We start from the raw sequence: 16,245 nt of genomic DNA on the forward strand, positions 1-16,245 counted from the left end.
CGGGGGTGATGTGGGCGAGGCGTGAGCTCGGCCGCCGCATCAGCTCCAGCCGTCGAGGGTCGGGGATGGCGTCGGTGTCGACCCATCGGACCTGGGCGTGCTTGGCGTCTCCTACGACCAACCAGCGATGACGTCCCGGTGGTTCAGGCGGGGAAGCTCTCGCCCTTGATGCCACCGATGAACGACGACCAGGCGGCCGTCTCGAAGCCGAGCACCGGGCCGTCCGTGTTCTTGGAGTCACGGACGGGGACCAGGCCGCGCGGGGCGACGAGGTGTGCGGAGACCTCGATGCAGTCGCCGCCGTTGCTGCTGTAGGAAGACTTGAACCAGCGGAGGGTCTCGGTCGTGGTCACAGCGTGCCCTTTCGTACCTCTTTGATCATGGCCACCGATGCCGCCTGGGACAGCGATTCGGCCTGCAACTGATGGTAGGCCGCCAGTTGGGGAAGTACGAACTTCGTATCGCGCTCCAGATGTCCTCGCATCTGGGATTCCGCGTACGCGATCGCGGACAGGTCCGACATCGTCAGAAGGTTCATGGGGAGGTTGAACGGACGGCGCTCCCCCATGTCGTACGGGGCGATCTGGAGCACGGTGTTCGGCTGCTCGGCGAACTCCAGCAGTCGGTCGAGCTGAGCGCCCATGATCTCGTCTCCGCCGACCCGCCTACGGATGCAGCTTTCGTCCATCACCACCAGCATCGTGGCAGGGCGGGGCCGGACCAGTGCCTCCTGCCGCTCCGCCAGGATCGAGACGCGTTCCTCGGCCTGTTCGGGTGCGATGGCGCCCAGTCGCACGTCGTTGTCCGCCAACACCCGTGCGTACTGGGGTGTTTGCAACAGTCCGGGGATGATCCCTAGCGTAAACAGGCGGATCTCCACCGCCCGCCCCTCATGCTCGACGTACTGCGGGAACCCCTCCAGCATGCTTCCGCGCTTCAACTCGTGCCACTGACGCTCGAACGTGTCCACGGTGTCGACGATCCGGAAGGCGACGTCAGCACTGCGCGAAAAACGGAGAGTTGGAATCTTGCGACCAGTTTCCACGGCCGAGATGTGGGTGCTGGAGTACCCCATCACTTCGGAGAGGTCCTCCTGCTTCCACCCGCGGGCCTCCCGCAATGTGCGGATGCGCGCCCCGTAGGCGGCTTCCGGACTGCTCTCGGGGTCCAACTCCTTGCGATTGACCACCCGTTACCGACCTTCCCTTCGCAGCCCACAGGTTGAGCGGGTATCGACTCTAGGTCACGCTGAACTCGCTTGGTAGTGGAATCGCTACGGAGAGGAACAGTCGTGTCCGGAAATGTTCCCGGCATCCCCCAACACGTCCCGGCCGTCGGCACGATCATCGTTGACTCGCGAGGTCGGGTCGGCACGTTCCGTGGCGAGTGGTGCGGTCTGTGGTCCCTGCGTCCGATCGGCGGTGGGACCGAATGGACCGTCAATCCGGGGGACTTGACGCCGGCCGGCCCGGAGCAGCGCCTGCGTGCCGAGACCGCACGTGCCAACGCGCGAAGCCGGGGTGAGGTGCTGTGAACACCTCCCGTGACTTCGACATCAGCCGCCCGCCCGTCCCTGTCCCCGAGTGCCTGACCTGCTCCGAACTCGCCGCTCAACGCGACGCCGCGCGCGCCGAGTTCGACGGCAGCAAGGAGACGGACGCCAACGTGTTGATGCGCCAGCACCAGCGACAGGAACACCAATGGCAGGAGCAGCACGGATGACCCGTCGTGAGCAGCGTCGGCGGACTGCTGGCCGTGATCGTCGTGGCCGTAACTCAGCACCCAACGCGGTGAGTTCGCCCATGCACGTGGGTGCTGCGCGATGGGCCGGCGGACGAGTCGGCCTGGCTGCGTGCGGCCTACTCGGACATGTCACGGCAATGGACGTCGACCCCTACCTGACCACGACGGCGACAGCACGGATCGCCTCGCTCGGCATGTTCCCCCGGATGATCACCTGCGACGCCACGGGACCGCTCCCTGGCAAATTCGACCGCACAGTCTCCCTGCTGGCACTGGCCCGCATGAACGTGACCGTCACGCCGGACGGTGTCTGCCACTTCACGCGCGGCAGGTGGTCGGCCGACTACGGCTGACCGGGCCCGGCCACGAACGCGCCGCGTTGTGGAACGACGAACAGAGTCCCCTCGTCGGCAAGCACGCGAACAGCCTTCCGCGCGGTCATGCGGGCGACGCCGAACTCGTCCGCGAGGCGCTGCTCGCCCGGCAGAGGGCGCATGGGCTGCCAGTCGCCGCGCTTGATGCGGGCCCGTAGGACCCCGGCGATCTGCACGTATACCGGCACTGGCCCGCCGTGCACGATCTCGTCGTCCGGCCCGTAATCGCCCCGGGCAACGACGAGCAAGGTCGTCACCGGGGCAGAGCCCATCAGCTAATAAGGAGCTGACGAACGTGGCCGACCTTATCGCGCGCACCCTCGCGAACCTGTGCTCACTGCTGCTGCCCGCCCGGGGAAAGCACCGGGCCGCGCCTACCCCTGCCCCCACGCCACCGGAACCGGTACAGGTCCGGTGCGCGTTGCCGACCCACAGGAGTCCGTACGCTCGCGATGCCGCGGAAGGGCTCCCGTTCACGGACACCATTGACCCCGTGCGCCCGTACGTGTTCGCCGAGCCTCGTCACACGCAGCCGGACACCCCGAAACGGCGGGCGCAGGCCGAGCGGCTCTGGGCGCTCGACATGGCGGTGCGCGGTATCGACGTGGGGCCGAGTGTGATTCACGGCGTACGTGTCGGTGCGGGTGCCGGTGCCCGTACGGTCCGGGTGGCGGCGGGCGTGTGAGTGCCGCTGCCTGCCGGGGCTGTTACGCCTGGTCATCGACGCGCGGCCGGCACAGTGGTCGACCGGGCGGCGGCGAGATCCCTCGCCCTCGTCGAACAGCGCCGGGGGTTGAGCGCGGGGACTCCGTGCTGCGACCCTGCCCCCGTGTGGACAACAGTCATGGCCCTCATCCTGGCGCTCGCCGCCGCCTCGGCGATCGTCCAGGCGCGTAAAGGGCGTTGGTACGCCGCGGGTGGGGTTCTGCTGCCTGTTGTCGGGACGGACCTGATGCTGTTCGGCGCGCTGGAGCAGCACAGCATGTTGTTCTTCGGGGGCGGGGTCGGTGTGTCCGTCGTCGGGTTCGGGATGGAGTTCGTTGCTTGGCGGCGGGCGGCCAGGGTCGCTGTGACTCCCTAGTGCTGTGACCGGGATGGTCCACCGTGATCGGAATGCGGCTCGCGGGACGAGCGCACGCGCAACGGCTGGTACTACTGGGGCATGCAGGAAGAGACGGCACGCTCTGCGATCGACACGTTCATCTCCGCGTTCAACGCCTCGGACGACAGCTATGTGACCACCCTGCTCTCCCAGGCCCTGACCTCAGACGTGGTCTTCTGGGGGCCGTTGGGTCGCAGCGAAGGAATCGAGGCGGTCGAGCGGTTCGTGCTGGACATCCGGCGCCACCCGGCGGGGACCGGCACGATGGTGCGCTGCTCAGCGGTGGACATGCCTGGCGAGTGGGCCCGGTACCAGTGGGTCTTCACCACGCCGGACGGAGGCCCCCGCCTGGCGGGAACGGACGTCGTCCATCTGCGGCGGAGCCTCATCGACCAGGTCATCGTCTTTGCGGGGGAGATCGAGCCATCCGCCTCCTGAGTCGTCCCGTCGAACGGACGTCACCGCACATCCAACCGCCTGTTGGGGCGTGTCAGTTCTGGTGGACGACGTTCCGGCCCGGGCCCCCGGACAGGAAGTCCTTGCCCGCGCCGCCCCACAGGATGTCGTTGCCGGAGTTGCCGTAGAGGGTGTCGGCGCCCGCCCCGCCGTAGAGCTTGTCGTTGCCCTTGCCGCCGTAGAGGAAGTCGTTGCCGGCGTAGCCCTCGATGACGTCGTTGCCGTCGCCGCCGGACAGGATCTGGTCGCCGTCGCCACCGCGGACGGTGTCGTTGCCGTCGCCGCCGTCGGACGAGCTGCTGTCGCCGTCGGTGAAGAGCGCGTCGTTGCCATTGCCGCCCTGGGTGATGGTCAGGCCGCCGGTGGCGACGATGCCGTCGTTGCCGTCGCCGCCCCAGGCCACCGCGGCCTTGCCGATGTCGATGCTGTCGTTGCCGGTTCCGCCCGAGACGTAGTTGCCGTCCACGCGGCCGGTGTCCTCCAGTCTGTCGTTGCCGGGGCCCAGGTCGATCGAGGCGAAGTAGTACGTCTGGTTGGTCTTGTTGTTGTAGCTGACGACGTCGTTCTTGTCGCCGAGCGTCAACTTCGCGGTGGCGTACGGGTCCTGGCTGTCCACGGTGGTGACCGTGCAGGAGACCTTCGTGTGGTCCGAGGCGGTGGGGTACGCGCATCCGGTGCCCGCCTTGATCGTGACCACGTCGTCGATGACGTACGTGACCTTGTCGGAGCCGCTCACCCTGGACGCGGTGACAGTCACCTTGTTGGTCTGGCCGGCGGCGGCCTTGTACAGGACCTCCCCGCCACCGGTGCTCAGCGCGGCCGTGGCCGGAGCCGTGGCCGCGCCCGCCGTCCCCGCGAGGAGCAGCGGAACGGCCAGGCCGGTACCGAGGGCCAGGGCCACGGTCAGGGCAGAAGTGGAACGAGCTGAGCGAGCGGGCATTGCACAACCTCCGTGGGCGAGTTCACATGCGTACAAAGCGTGTGACCTCTCGTCCATCAGATCGGTTGTGGTCCTTTCCCAACTGGCGTCGTGTCACCGTGAATTGTCGGGCTGGGTTCAGGGCGAATTCATCCAGTCGTCCGTCGGTCCACCACAACCATCGCTAGGGGCGGGCCAGTTCGGTCGTGTCGCGGCGGAACGCCCATCGCATCTCCGGTTCCATCGCGAAGCGGAAGACCCGTCGAACCGGCGGTGTGCACAGGGCCGTCATGACTACGGCCGCCACCACCGTCACCGTGATCTCGCCGAGGGGCCCCCGCACCCACGCCGGGTCGTACCAGCCCCAGGACTTGGCGCCCTGTGCGAGGAAGCCGTGCAGGAGGTAGCCGTAGAGCGTGCCCGCGCCCAGGGCGGTGAACCAGGTGCGGCGGCGCGGTACCCAGGCCAGGAAGCAGGCGACGAGGAGGAGTGAGCAGGCGAACAGAGTCAGCGTCATGACCGGGCCCTCCCAGTCGGGTGCGCCGAGTTGGTCCGCGCTCGCGTTGTGGAAGAACCAGGCGTAGTCGAAGCGCGGGACCGCCCAGTAGGCCGCCGCGAGCGCGCACACGAACACCGGGACCGCCAACTGCCGTACCTCAGGCCGTCGTACGAGCTGGAAGTGCTCCGGCTTCAGGGAGAGGCCGAGGACGAAGTACGGGAGGAACTGCAGGACGCGTTGCAGGTCCAGGTCGTTGCCGATGGAGGGGGAGAGGGTGGCCAGCATCGCGATGCCCAGGGAGATCAACAGCGGATGGCGTACGTGGGTCCAGACCGGCGTGGTCAGGCGCCAGACGAACAGGGCCGCCAGGAACCACGTCAGGTACAGCGGGTCCAGCAGGCTGATCGCGCGGTCGGGGGCGTGGTCCGTCCAGCGGGTGAAGAGGGTGTACGCCGTCTCGAAGACGACGTAGGGGAGGACCACTCCCGTCAGCAGGCGTCGGATCTGGGGCGGGGTCGCGCGGAAGCTCCGCGAGAAGTAGCCGGAGATGACGATGAACGCCGGCATGTGTACGGCGTAGACGAGCGTGTAGAGCGCGGTGACGCTACGGCTGCCGGAGCGCAGCGGCTCCCAGGAGTGGCCGATCGCCACGAGGACGATCGCCAGGTATTTGGCGTTGTCGAAGAAGGGGTCACGCTGGGCGCGTTGCTTCCCGGGGGTGGGGTTCGCCGTGCCGAGGGTGGACATGGCGGTGGCGGAGGGGCGTACGGGGACCTCGGCGGAGGCGGTGGGAGAAGCGCGCATTCCGCTCGCCTCACCGCTTCCCGGCGATCCAAACCTCACACTTTCCGGTCGCGCTCAGCCGAAGCGGCCCGCCACATAGTCCGCCGTCCGCTCGTCCTTGGGGGAGCCGAAGACGTCGTCGGTGGCGCCGGCCTCCACGATCCCGCCGGGGGTGCCCTGTTCGGCGAGGAAGAAGGCGCACCGCTGGGAGACGCGCGCGGCCTGCTGCATGTTGTGGGTGACGATCACCACAGTGACCTGTCCGGCCAGCTCGTGGATCGTCTCCTCGACCCGGCGGGTGGAGGTGGGGTCGAGCGCCGAGCAGGGCTCGTCCATCAGCAGCACCCGGGGGCGTACGGCGAGCGCGCGGGCGATGCACAGGCGCTGCTGCTGGCCGCCGGAGAGGGCGCCGCCGGGCTGGCGGAGGCGGTCGCGGACTTCCTTCCACAGGCCCGCTCGGGTCAGGGACTCCTCGACCAGTTCGTCCTTCTCGCGGCGGCCCGCCCGCGTGCCGGTCAGGCGCAGGCCGGCCACCACGTTGTCGTAGATCGACATGGCGGGGAACGGGTTCGGCTTCTGGAAGACCATGCCGATACGGCGGCGGGCGTCCGTCAGGCGCCACGACGTGTCGTAGATGTCCTCGCCGTCGAAGAGGACCTCGCCGCCGAAGGCCGCCGCGGGGATCAGCTCGTGCATCCGGTTGAGGGTGCGCAGGAACGTCGACTTGCCGCAGCCGGACGGGCCGATGAGCGCGCTGACCTGGCCCGCGGGCATGGTCAGCGACACCTGGCCGAGCACCTGGTGGGTGCCGAACCAGGCCGAGACGGCGCGGGCTTCGAGGGTCGCGGGGGCGGCAACAGGCGTTGCGGGGGCGGGGAGTTCGGCGGTGTCGGTCACGGTCATCTCTGGTTGCCTCGGTTCACAGGAGGTTCGGCAGCAGTTCGGTGGTGCGGGTGGCGACCTGGAGGCCCAGGACCGCGACGAGCGGGGCGAAGACGATCCATGTCTGGTGGCGGCCCCAGCGGTGCCAGGCCCAGACCGCCGCTACGGCGGCCAGCAGCAGTGCCTGCAACCACATCACCAGGGGCCACGGCACGCCGTCGGGGCGGGCGAGGGGCTCCTCGGCGGCGGGCAGGGTGCCGGAGCGGATCACCGCGGCCGGGGTCTGGAAGGCCTTCGAGATCAGGTCGGCGTCGACCCGGAGGACGCCGGACGGCATGTAGTGCGGGCCGGTCGCGGTGACCAGGACCAGTCGGCCCTCGCCCGAGGCGATGGGCGCGGGTGCCGGGTCGCCGGCCCGCCGGACGTCGACGACCTGGTACTTCGCCTTGCCCTGGCCGGTGGTCACGGTGAAGGTGACCCCCGCGCGGAGTTCGGCCAGCCTTCCGAACGGGCCGCCGTAGGCCGCCGCCCGGCCCATCAGGACGCTGGTGCCGGCCTGTCCGGGCAGCGGGGTGTCACGGCGGTGTCCTGGGCCGTCCGTCAGGACCGTGGAGTCGGTGCCCTCCAGGACGACCTGGCTCAGGTCCAGGGACGGGATGTCGATCAGCGCGACCGGCGTGCCGGGGGCGAGGAGTCCGCCCTGCTGGTCGGTCTGGGACACCGGGGCGGTGCCCAGGGCGAGTTGGCCGCGCAGTGCGTCGAAGTCGGCGTGCTGCGCGGAGTGTTGCTGGGCGGCGCTGAACACGAGGAGCTGCGCGGTGATGCCGAGCAGCAGTGCGGCGAGGCTGAGCAGGCCGCCGCGGGCGAGGTGGCGGACGGCGGTGACGCTCCGGAGGTCACGGATGTTCCGGACGGGCGTGCGGGGCGCGGCCGGGGTGAGCCTGACGGGGGTGGCGACGGTCACGGCGGCCCGCCTCCTTCGCTGTTCGGCCGGTGGCTGCCGGGGAGACGGTGCATGTCTCCCCGACAGCCGCGCGGATCAAGGGACTTGGTGGATCAGGTGGACTTGATGACGAAGTTGGCGCCGGAGCGCGCGTTCACCGTCGAGGAGCCCGCGTAGTACGCGTGCAGGGTGTGCGAGCCCTTGCTCAGCTTCGGCAGGGTGATGGTCACCTTGCCGCCGCTCAGCGTGCCGGTCGCGATGATCTTCGTGCCCTGGTAGATGCGCACGGTGCCGGCCGGGGTGGTGCCGGTCGCGGTGACCTTGACGGTGACCTTCGCGCGGGCCGTGTGGCTGATGGTGGCGGGCGCGGTCTTGGAGATCGCCGGGGTCGCCTTGGTGACCTTCAGGGAGACCGTCGCCGAGGACGCGTTGAGCTTGGTCGCGCCGGCGTAGGAGACGGACAGGGTGTGCGTGGCGACCTTGAGGTGGTTCGACACGTTGACGGTGACCTTGCCGGAGCTGTTCAGCGTGCCGGTGCCGACGACCGTCGAGCCGTCCTTCACCGTGACCTTGCCGCTGGGGACGACACCGTGCGTGCCGGTGACGGTGACCGCGACCTTCGGGGTCACGCCGTACGCGGTGGTCGCGGTGGTCGCCTTGGTGGTGCTCGCGTACTTGACGGCGCCGGTCCAACTGGCCGCCGTACCGGAGCCGTTGACGTTGGCGCCGGTGACCGTGGCGGTGTAGGTGCCGACGGCCAGGCCGGTGAAGGCGTACGACGTGGTGGTGGCCGGCAGGTCCTTGACGGCGACGACGGCGCCGTCCGAACCGGTCAGCGTGACGCGGTAGTCGGTGAGCGGCAGGCCGGTGGCCGCCGGGGCGGTCCAGGACAGCTTCACGCTCGCGTCGCCGAGGGTGGTCTTCAGGGCGGGCGCGGCCGGCGTCGACAGGTCGACGCCGGACTCCTCCAGGCCGCCGAGCTTGGCGTGCTTGGCGAGGTTGACCGAGCCGTTGTACGACTCGTTCATGAAGCCGAAGGACGCGATGACCGACTCGGCGCTGTCGGAGGCGAGGGCCGCCTCGTGGGTGCCGCTGGTGACGAAGACGTCGTAGAGCGCCTTGTCGAAGAAGAGGCCGCTCGGGTCGATCGCGCGGCTGGGGACGACGTTGTAGACGTCGCGGCCGAAGGTGGAGTTCTCGTAGTAGCCGCTCACCGGGGTGAGCTTGCCGTTGACGGTGGTGACCGGGCTGGTCGCGCCGGTGTCGCCGGGCAGGACGACGGAGGCGAGGTGGCCGCCGGCGGTGGCCGCGGTGGTGCTGTAGTCGGGGGCGACGCCGTTGTTCTGGGCGATCCAGCTGCCGACCGAGAACGGGACGAGCGCGCCGTCCTCGGTGAGGGCCGCGTTGCCCTGGTTCTCCTGGACGACCGGGATGGACGGGGAGATGGTGCCGTCGGTCAGGCCGATCGCGGCGAGGAAGAACTTGCGGGTGCCGGAGCCGCTCTGCGGGATCTTCGGGTGCACGGTCTGGCCGTTCACCTCGGTGAGCGAACCCGCGTAGATGTCGTGCAGCTGCGCCACCGTCAGGGTGTTCAGCGCCGTGCCCCGCACCGCGACACCGACCGCGTCCCGGGCGAAGGGGATGTAGGTCAGGGCGCTGCCGGAGGCGGACGGGCCGCTGGAGGAGCGGGCGAAGTCGATCTGGCCCTTGACCGCGACACCGGAGCTGTTGGGGAACTTGTCGCCGGTCAGCGCCATGCTCAGGGCGAGACGGCCGTTGCCGGAGCCGTTCGGGCGCAGGAAGGCCGCGCCGCCGGAGCGGGTCGTGATGGTGGACGTGGTGGAGCCGGTGCCGGGCTCGATCGCGTCGTAGGAGGCGATACCGGCGCCGTCCGCCGTGACCGCGGTGGCGGCGTAGCTCTTGGCGTTCACCGTGTCGCCGGCGAGGGCGTTGAGCACGTCCTGGGTGGTGTCGGAACCCACGCCGACGAGCTGGCGGAAGGTTCCGGCGGGGGTCGGGTCGGCGGACGCGGGGCTCGCCAGAGCCAGCGTGCCGGACACCACGGCGGCGGCGACCATGGCCGCCGAAAGGCGCATTCTGCGCATTGCGGTTCTCCAGGAGAGAGGAGGTGAGGCGGATCTGGCAGGGTGGTGCGGGCCGTCCGCCCCGACTGCCTTTCGGGGCGGGCGGCCGTCCGTGGGGAGCGCCGCGCGGGCGCTCGGGGTCAGCCCCGGCCCGGTGGCAGCAGCCTTCGCAGCCGTTCGGGCAGGGCGAGTCGGGGTACGACGGTCATCGACCGGCCGCCGGGCAACGGCACCCGGAGCGGCAGCCGGGCCCGGCCGCCGCCCGCGAAGGGTGCGCCCACACCGGCCACCGCGCCGAGGGCGGCACCGACCGGCACCGCGTAGCGCAGCGGGCTCGCCGGATCGGCGGGCGTGGTGCCCGCCGCCGTCGTCTCCACGGCCTTGCCGCCGTCGTACGACGGCGAGTCACTCGGTACGGCACTCGCGGCGGCCGGGGTGGCGGCTCCGTCGCCGGTGCCCGCGCCGCCCGGGAGGACGACGACGCCCCCCTCGCCGGTGCCGATCGTCTCGCTGCCGCTGGTGGAGCCGCCCGCGCCGTTCCCGGTCGAGCCGCCGCCGGTCGCGGTGGTCGGGCCGGTGTAGTGCAGGAGCGCGGTGGCCGTGTGGTCGGCGGCGGTGCGGAACCTGGTGGGCAGCGGGGCGTAGCCGGCCGGGAGCAGGCCCGGGTCGGCGCCGCTGACCTGGCCGTTGCCGGCCGTGTAGCGCAGCAGGGCCGCGTAGTCCTTGCGGGCGGCGGCGTCCAGGGAGCCGGGGCGGACGGCCGCGTAGACGAGTTCGGCGAGCGGGTAGGCGGTCTTGGCGGTGGTGGTCGTAGGACTGACCTCGGCGACCGGGCTGCCGGTGGCGCTGTTCGCGGCGGCGGTCAGTGAAGTGGTCGTAGGAGCCACGAACTTGCCCGCGCTGTTGCGCAGCCGGGCCGTCTGGAGCCCGTAGCGGGCGGCCGAGGCCGCGTCGGTCACGGTGATCACGAAGCGGGAGCCGACGACCTGCGGACCCGGGCTCTTGAACACGGGCGGGTTGGCCAGCGAGTCCCAGGTCGACTTCCACAGAGTGTCGGCGCGGCGGGTGTGCAGGGCGCCGGCGTGCATGTCGTCGACGTACGGGTGGAAGTCGCCCATGCACTGCTTGTCGGTGGCACCGGTGCCCGGCGGGATCGTGCACCACGGGTCGCTCTTGGGGTAGTCGTCGGAGTGCGACGGGTCGAAGGCGATACCGGTCGGGTTCACATCCGCGTTGGTGGAGTAGTACGGGTTGACGCGCATGCCCCAGTCGTCGGAGATCCCGCCGAGGAACTGACGGGCCTCCTTGTCCGACATGATCCACTGCCACAGTGCGCGGGCCGTGTCGCTGTGGCCGAGCGCGGTGAGCAGATCGGTGTCGGTGGAGGGCGTCTCGGCGACCGAGAGATACGCGAACTCCGGGTTCAGGGCGATGAATTCGGGGTCGCTCGCCAGACCCGCCGGGTTGTTCTTCGCCCAGCCGTAGCCGCCGGCGGCGGTGCCGCCCAGCACCGCGCCCCAGGGGGAGTTGCGGTACGACTCGGTGAGCAGCTTGGCGACCAGGCGCGGGGTGAGGTCGATGGACTCGACCTTCGTGCCGGCGAGTCTCTCGATCGACGCGGGGGCGCCGGCCTTGGCTCTTCGCTCGATGGTGAAGCCGATGACGGCTCCGGACAGGGCGACCGGTGCGTAGGCCGTCGTGCCGGAGGGTGCCGTCGTACCGTCGTCGGCGCCCAACGCGCGGGTGGTGAAGCCGAGTCCGGAGGAACCGTCGGCGGTGAGCTTGGACCGGGTGTCGGGCTCGCCCAGCTCCGTGTAGCCGTAGACCGTGCCGGTCGGGCACAGGGCGGCCTGCCAACTTGTCATCGCGTCGGCGACAAGTTCGCTGCCGGTGGTGGCGCGTTCGTCCGAGCCGAGCGCGCAGTTGGTGCCGACCGTGTTGAAGTGCAGCGGGATCGCGACGCGGTTCTTCCAGTTGGTGGAGGAGACCGGGGAGCCCGCGTTGACCTGGCTGCGGTCGGCGTACGGCTTGCCGTCCAGGTCGAGATGGCCCTGCGGGACGATGACCAGCCAGCAACTCCGGGGCCTTGTCACGCCGTTGGTCGACACGGGGGTGCCACAGCCCAGGTGCGGGGCCTCGTTGGCGGTCTGGACCTCGAAGTACTCCTTGCCGGTGCCGTCGGCGCCGGTGCGGGCGAAGTCGACCTCGTTGGTGGTGTTGTGGTTGAACAGGGCGTTGTTCTGGGTGCCGCTGGTGATGACCGTGCCGTCGACCGACTTGAAGGGGACCTCGCCGGGGGCGTTGGGGTTGGCCGCGCCGTAGCGGTCGTCCTGGCCGTAGTTGGTCGGGTCCGCGCTGTAGAAGACCTTGCGGGTGTCGTCGTAGTCGTTGCCGGGCCAACTGCCCCGGTCGGTGGTCGGGGAGGCGCCGTACTGGCACTGGGTGCGCGACGGGCCGGGATTGGCGGGGACCGTCCCGTCGTCGTCGCCCCAGCACTGCATGATCTGCACGTAGTCGGTGTCGAACAGGGTGCCCGCGAGCGTGGTCGACGTGCCGCCCGTCCAACTCACCGTCACCGCCTGGCTGGTGAGGTGGGTGGTCTGGTCGACGGTGAACCGCATGTCCTTGAACTCACCGCGACCGGCCACCGTCACGGCGGAACTGGTCGTCGCCGCGGCGGGCGGCGCGGCCTGCGCCACGGCGAGCCCGACGAGGGCGCCGGTGGCGGCGCCGGCGAGGAGGCGGCGTAGTGCGCGGCGGAGGTGTCTGTATCGAGTTCGGCGCGCTTCGGGGGTGCCGGTCATCGTGAACTCCCCTCGTCCTGGTGGTCGTTGGTGCCGCGTGTCGTCATCAGGCGGGAGGCGATCGACGGGAGGAGCAGGAGACCCAGGACCAGGATCGCGGCGAGCAGCATCAGGGTCTGGGTGGTGGTCCAGCCCGGGTCGGCGGAGACGGCGACCGGCTGGGCGAGGGCGATCGTGCCGTCCGCGGCGGCCGCGACCGTGCCGGTGCCGCCGCTACCCGTTCCGGTGCCGGTGCCGCCCGAGGTCAGGGCCTGGCCGGTGTCGGGGTCGACGGACGGTTGCGCGGAGCCGCCGCTACCGGTGCCGCCGGCGGCGGAGGCGTCGGTGCCGCCGACCGTTCCACCGGTGGCCGTACCGCCACTGCTCCCACCGGAGCTGCTACCGGCACCACCCGAACTCCCGCTCCCCGACGACGACTTGGCGCCACCGCTGCCCGTGGTGCAGGCCGTCGAGCCCTGCTTGTCGCAGGCCGACGGGTAAGGCGCGGTCTCCGCCAGCTTGTTGCGGCCGTCGGTGGTGAAGGTCGGGTTGTTGCAGTTCTTGATGTTGATGTTCTGCGTCTGCACACCCGGGATGCGGCGGATCTGGTCGAAGCCCGCCTGCACCAGGTTGATCGGCAGGGGTGAGTAGCCGAGCGAGGGAGCCTGTTGCTGGCCCTGGCACATGAAGTAGTAGGAGAAGGCGCCCAGCGTCTTGCCCTTGGTCTTCGTGAACGTGCCCTGCACCTTCAGCGGCAGGATCATGTACGAGTAGCTGGAGAGTGGGTAGTTGCGCCGGTCCGTGTCGTTGTAGACGCCGTTGAGCTGCTGGGTGAGGTAGTCGGCGGAGCTCTTGTTCGTGTTGATCTTCGCCTTGAGGAGCGAGACCGCGACGTTCTGCGGGGTCGGCTCGGTGTAGTAGCCGGCGTGGTTGAGGACCTTGGCGACCGGATAGTGCGCGTTGAGGGCGTACGAGTAGTTGACGTAACCGATCGCGCCCTCGCCGTAGTTCTGCGCGATGTAGCCCGCGACACCGAGGTCGCCGGACTGGGCGATCATGCCGGAGACGGTCGGGTAGTACGAGGTCTGCCCGCAGGCACCCGAGCGGCCGACCTTCGCGCAGTACGCGTTCCACAACGACTTGTGCTGGGCGGCCATCCACATCGTGAACTGGGCGGTGGACCCCGAGCCGTCGGAGCGGACGACCGGCACGATGGTGCGGTGCGGGAGCTGGAGCCCCGGGTTGTCGGCCTTGATCACCGGGTCGTCCCAGGTCTTGATGACCCCGGTGAAGATCTTGGTGACGACGGCACCGGAGAGGCGGAGGTTGGTGACCCGCTTCCCGTTGACGGTCAGGTGGTACATGAACACGGTCCCGCCGGCCACGATCGGCATGTAGGCGTACGACCCGGAGCCGGGCCGCTCCGCCGCGCTGCCGTCCGTGGGATGCGTCTGGAACGGAATGTCCGACACCGCGAAGTCCACGGTCCCACTGAGGAATTGACGCCGCCCGTCGGAGGACCCGGTACCGGCATAACTGATCCGCATCCCGTACTGGTTCACCGCCCGCCGCCACTCGTCCACGGCGTTCTCCGCCCAGGTCGAACCGGCCCCGGCGATGGGCGTGTAACTGTCAGCGGCAGCGGGCCCGGCGAGGGGCCCCGCCAGTAGCGCGACGAGCGCGGCGAACACGGCACCGAGGGTTCCCAGCGCCCGTAGGGGCCGGGGGAGGGTGAGATGGCTGGGCATCATCGGTCGGTCTCTCCGGGGGCGGGGGCGGGAGGGGAGGGGGGTGCGGGTTGTTCGGCCTCGGGTGCGCCTTCGGCAGCGAATTCGGTGTCGGAGGGGCCGGTTGTGACGGGTTCGGTGTCGGGTGTGGGGGGCCCTTGGGGGCTTGGTTCGCGGTCGGTGGCTGTTGGCGGTTCGGGGATGGCTGTGGCCGGACCGGTGCCTCCGTGCGCGTGGCCCGTGGCGCCTTCGCTGTTGAGCGCGGGTGGGGCTTGCGAGGCGGATTCGGCTTCGGCGGCTGCGATTGGTTCGGGTGCGGGGGCGCTCGTGGCTGGTTCGGCGCTTCCGTGCGCGCTGCCCGTGTCGGGGGCGGGCGGTCTCGGTGCGGTGGGTTCGCGGTCGGTGGCTGTGGCCGGGGTCGGGGCTTCGGTCGAGGTGGGGACGCCACTCGTGCTGCTGTCGTTGTCGGGTGCGAGTGGGCCCTGCGAGGCGGATTCGGCGTCGGCGGCTGCCATTGGTTCGGGTGCGGTAGTGGCCATGGCCGGACCGGCGCCTCCATGCGCGCTGCCCGTAACGGGTGCGGCCGGCCCCGACACGGCGGCTTCGCCGTCGATGGTCGCGGGCTGTTCGTCGTTCTCGCGCGTGCCGCTCGCGGCCCGTGAGTGCTCGGGCGCGAACGGACCCTGCGCGCCCGTCACCGTCGCCGGGGCGTGGCCCTGGACATCCGAGGCGTCGACCAACTCCCGGTCGAACAACGACAACCTCGGCGCGTGCAACTCGTCGAACCGGTTCGCGTCCCGCCGGGATGCCCGGGCCGTGCGGCGGGCCTGGGCGCGGGTCTGTTGGCCGGGGCCCCGGCCGCCGATGATCCGGGCGATCACGAACAGCACCAGGACCAGGGCCATCAGCACCGCCGCCGCCCCGAACCCGCGGGCGATCATCGCGGGTTCGGGAGAGCGGACGAAGCTGAAGACCGCGAGCGGGAGGGAGATCATCGGGCCGTGCAGGGGGTCGTAGTTGGTGGCGGCCGTGAAGCCCGCGGTCAGCAGGACCGGCGAGGTCTCGCCGATGCCGCGGGCCGTGCCGAGGATGACGGCCGTGGCGAGTCCGGAGCGCGCGGTCGGCAGCACCACGTGCCACACCGTCCGCCAGCGCGGCGCGCCCAGCGCCTCCGCCGCCTCGGTGAGCGTGCCCGGCACCAGCCGTAGAACCACGTCCGACGCCCGGATCACGATCGGCAGCATCATCACACTGATCGCGAATCCCGCCGCCAACCCCGACTTCTCCATGCCGAGTTGGAGGACCCAGACGGCGTACACCATCAGGCCCGCCACGATGGACGGCAGCGCGGTCATCGCCTCGACGATGGTGCGGACGAACCGGGAGAACCGGCCGGGGATCTGGTTGAGGTACACCGCGCAGGCCAGCCCCAGCGGGACGGTGATCAGCAACGCGATGGTGATCATGAGGAGGGTTCCGACCATCGCGTGGGCTGTACCGCCGACGCCCAGCGGGTCCAGCGGGCCCGCCGCCTGCATGTCCTGGTGGAAGAAGTTGAGGTACGTGAGCGCCTCGTGGCCGCGCCACAGGGTGAAGCCGACGACCATCGCCAGCGCCGAGAACAACAGCCCGGCCGCCGTCCACAGCACCACCGTCATGACCCGGTCCCGTACCGCCTGCCCGTTCTCCTCCAGGCCGGTCAGCACGCCGTACACGGTGAGAAAGACGACGTACCAGGTGACCGCGAATCCCAACGCCCCCGAGAACGGCGCGAGTTCACCGAACAGCAGCACGCTCACACACAGAGCGGACACCGCCGCCCCGCACAGCGCGAGCACCCCGGAACGGGTCGGACCGCCGATCCGCCGTGGTACGTCCGGGAGTTGGACGGTGGCGGACTCCGCCTCGACGGGCGCCGCGATCACTTCTACCTCTTCTACGACCGTCATC

17 protein-coding genes are annotated in these 16,245 nt (G+C 70.3%); 6 read left to right on the top strand and 11 right to left on the bottom strand.

All coding sequences use genetic code 11. The features are described from left to right. Positions 1-143 precede the first annotated feature (143 nt). Positions 144-353, bottom strand: a complete 210-nt coding sequence (locus AB0M63_RS12325; protein ID WP_355916703.1) for a DUF397 domain-containing protein — start codon at positions 351-353, stop codon at positions 144-146. Then, complete coding sequence (locus AB0M63_RS12330) at positions 350-1,189, bottom strand: helix-turn-helix transcriptional regulator (RefSeq protein ID WP_358849735.1); 840 nt, start codon at positions 1,187-1,189, stop codon at positions 350-352. The genes AB0M63_RS12325 and AB0M63_RS12330 overlap by 4 nt, the downstream gene beginning before the upstream one ends. 123 nt (positions 1,190-1,312) lie before the next feature. Here AB0M63_RS12330 and AB0M63_RS12335 point away from each other — a divergent pair, with 123 nt between their 5' ends. The 3 genes from AB0M63_RS12335 (at position 1,313) to AB0M63_RS12345 (ending at position 2,096) form a co-directional block, all read left to right on the top strand. Continuing rightward, positions 1,313-1,534: a hypothetical protein gene (locus AB0M63_RS12335; RefSeq protein WP_355916987.1), complete on the top strand. Its 222-nt coding sequence runs from the start codon at positions 1,313-1,315 to the stop codon at positions 1,532-1,534. Further along, positions 1,531-1,722 carry a hypothetical protein gene (locus tag AB0M63_RS12340; RefSeq protein WP_355916709.1) on the top strand — a complete coding sequence of 64 codons (192 nt, stop codon included), beginning with the start codon at positions 1,531-1,533 and terminating at the stop codon, positions 1,720-1,722. Before AB0M63_RS12335 ends, AB0M63_RS12340 begins: the two co-directional genes overlap by 4 nt. A gap of 158 nt (positions 1,723-1,880) precedes the next feature. Next, positions 1,881-2,096, top strand: a complete 216-nt coding sequence (locus tag AB0M63_RS12345) for a hypothetical protein (protein WP_366019309.1) — start codon at positions 1,881-1,883, stop codon at positions 2,094-2,096. On the opposite strand, the gene AB0M63_RS12350 is transcribed toward AB0M63_RS12345, so the two are convergent. After that, positions 2,087-2,374, bottom strand: coding sequence for a GntR family transcriptional regulator (locus AB0M63_RS12350; RefSeq protein ID WP_366019310.1), 288 nt, complete (start codon positions 2,372-2,374; stop codon positions 2,087-2,089). The two genes, AB0M63_RS12345 and AB0M63_RS12350, sit on opposite strands and share 10 nt — an antisense overlap. Before the next feature lie 236 nt (positions 2,375-2,610). Between AB0M63_RS12350 and AB0M63_RS12355 the strand changes: the two genes are divergently transcribed. The 3 genes from AB0M63_RS12355 (at position 2,611) to AB0M63_RS12365 (ending at position 3,657) form a co-directional block, all read left to right on the top strand. Beyond that, positions 2,611-2,802, top strand: a complete 192-nt coding sequence (locus AB0M63_RS12355; RefSeq protein ID WP_355916714.1) for a hypothetical protein — start codon at positions 2,611-2,613, stop codon at positions 2,800-2,802. Between the two features lie 159 nt (positions 2,803-2,961). Continuing rightward, entirely contained in the window at positions 2,962-3,198 is a 237-nt protein-coding gene (locus AB0M63_RS12360) for a hypothetical protein (RefSeq protein WP_366019311.1), read from the top strand. Positions 3,199-3,279: 81 nt separating this feature from the next. Continuing rightward, positions 3,280-3,657, top strand: coding sequence for a nuclear transport factor 2 family protein (locus tag AB0M63_RS12365; RefSeq protein ID WP_355916720.1), 378 nt, complete (start codon positions 3,280-3,282; stop codon positions 3,655-3,657). Positions 3,658-3,709: 52 nt separating this feature from the next. On the opposite strand, the gene AB0M63_RS12370 is transcribed toward AB0M63_RS12365, so the two are convergent. From AB0M63_RS12370 to pstA, 8 genes are all read right to left on the bottom strand, one after another. Then, positions 3,710-4,615: a calcium-binding protein gene (locus AB0M63_RS12370; protein ID WP_366019312.1), complete on the bottom strand. Its 906-nt coding sequence runs from the start codon at positions 4,613-4,615 to the stop codon at positions 3,710-3,712. A 163-nt stretch (positions 4,616-4,778) separates the two neighbouring features. Next, positions 4,779-5,840, bottom strand: coding sequence for an acyltransferase family protein (locus tag AB0M63_RS12375; RefSeq protein WP_366019483.1), 1,062 nt, complete (start codon positions 5,838-5,840; stop codon positions 4,779-4,781). A gap of 111 nt (positions 5,841-5,951) precedes the next feature. After that, positions 5,952-6,779: a phosphate ABC transporter ATP-binding protein gene (locus AB0M63_RS12380; protein ID WP_366019313.1), complete on the bottom strand. Its 828-nt coding sequence runs from the start codon at positions 6,777-6,779 to the stop codon at positions 5,952-5,954. Between the two features lie 16 nt (positions 6,780-6,795). Next, entirely contained in the window at positions 6,796-7,722 is a 927-nt protein-coding gene (locus AB0M63_RS12385; RefSeq protein ID WP_366019314.1) for a sortase, read from the bottom strand. 92 nt (positions 7,723-7,814) lie between these two features. Then, positions 7,815-9,806, bottom strand: coding sequence for an Ig-like domain repeat protein (locus AB0M63_RS12390; RefSeq protein ID WP_366019315.1), 1,992 nt, complete (start codon positions 9,804-9,806; stop codon positions 7,815-7,817). Positions 9,807-9,925: 119 nt separating this feature from the next. Beyond that, positions 9,926-12,589: a hypothetical protein gene (locus AB0M63_RS12395; RefSeq protein ID WP_366019316.1), complete on the bottom strand. Its 2,664-nt coding sequence runs from the start codon at positions 12,587-12,589 to the stop codon at positions 9,926-9,928. Next, positions 12,586-14,316 carry a phosphate ABC transporter substrate-binding protein PstS gene (locus AB0M63_RS12400; RefSeq protein ID WP_366019317.1) on the bottom strand — a complete coding sequence of 577 codons (1,731 nt, stop codon included), beginning with the start codon at positions 14,314-14,316 and terminating at the stop codon, positions 12,586-12,588. The genes AB0M63_RS12395 and AB0M63_RS12400 overlap by 4 nt, the downstream gene beginning before the upstream one ends. Continuing rightward, complete coding sequence (gene pstA / locus AB0M63_RS12405) at positions 14,316-16,244, bottom strand: phosphate ABC transporter permease PstA (protein ID WP_366019318.1); 1,929 nt, start codon at positions 16,242-16,244, stop codon at positions 14,316-14,318. Before pstA ends, AB0M63_RS12400 begins: the two co-directional genes overlap by 1 nt. Between the last annotated feature and the right edge of the window lies 1 nt (position 16,245).

The organism is Streptomyces sp. NPDC051576 (assembly GCF_040681835.1).
GTDB lineage: Bacteria > Actinomycetota > Actinomycetes > Streptomycetales > Streptomycetaceae > Streptomyces.

Coding starts and splice junctions, on each gene's coding strand:
- AB0M63_RS12375 (WP_366019483.1), bottom strand. CDS start 5,840: ATGTCCACCCTCGGCACGGCGAACCCCACCCCCGGGAAGCAACGCGCC.
- AB0M63_RS12390 (WP_366019315.1), bottom strand. CDS start 9,806: ATGCGCAGAATGCGCCTTTCGGCGGCCATGGTCGCCGCCGCCGTGGTG.
- AB0M63_RS12360 (WP_366019311.1), top strand. CDS start 2,962: ATGGCCCTCATCCTGGCGCTCGCCGCCGCCTCGGCGATCGTCCAGGCG.
- AB0M63_RS12380 (WP_366019313.1), bottom strand. CDS start 6,779: ATGACCGTGACCGACACCGCCGAACTCCCCGCCCCCGCAACGCCTGTT.
- AB0M63_RS12395 (WP_366019316.1), bottom strand. CDS start 12,589: ATGACCGGCACCCCCGAAGCGCGCCGAACTCGATACAGACACCTCCGC.
- pstA (WP_366019318.1), bottom strand. CDS start 16,244: ATGACGGTCGTAGAAGAGGTAGAAGTGATCGCGGCGCCCGTCGAGGCG.
- AB0M63_RS12345 (WP_366019309.1), top strand. CDS start 1,881: ATGGACGTCGACCCCTACCTGACCACGACGGCGACAGCACGGATCGCC.
- AB0M63_RS12400 (WP_366019317.1), bottom strand. CDS start 14,316: ATGCCCAGCCATCTCACCCTCCCCCGGCCCCTACGGGCGCTGGGAACC.
- AB0M63_RS12365 (WP_355916720.1), top strand. CDS start 3,280: ATGCAGGAAGAGACGGCACGCTCTGCGATCGACACGTTCATCTCCGCG.
- AB0M63_RS12370 (WP_366019312.1), bottom strand. CDS start 4,615: ATGCCCGCTCGCTCAGCTCGTTCCACTTCTGCCCTGACCGTGGCCCTG.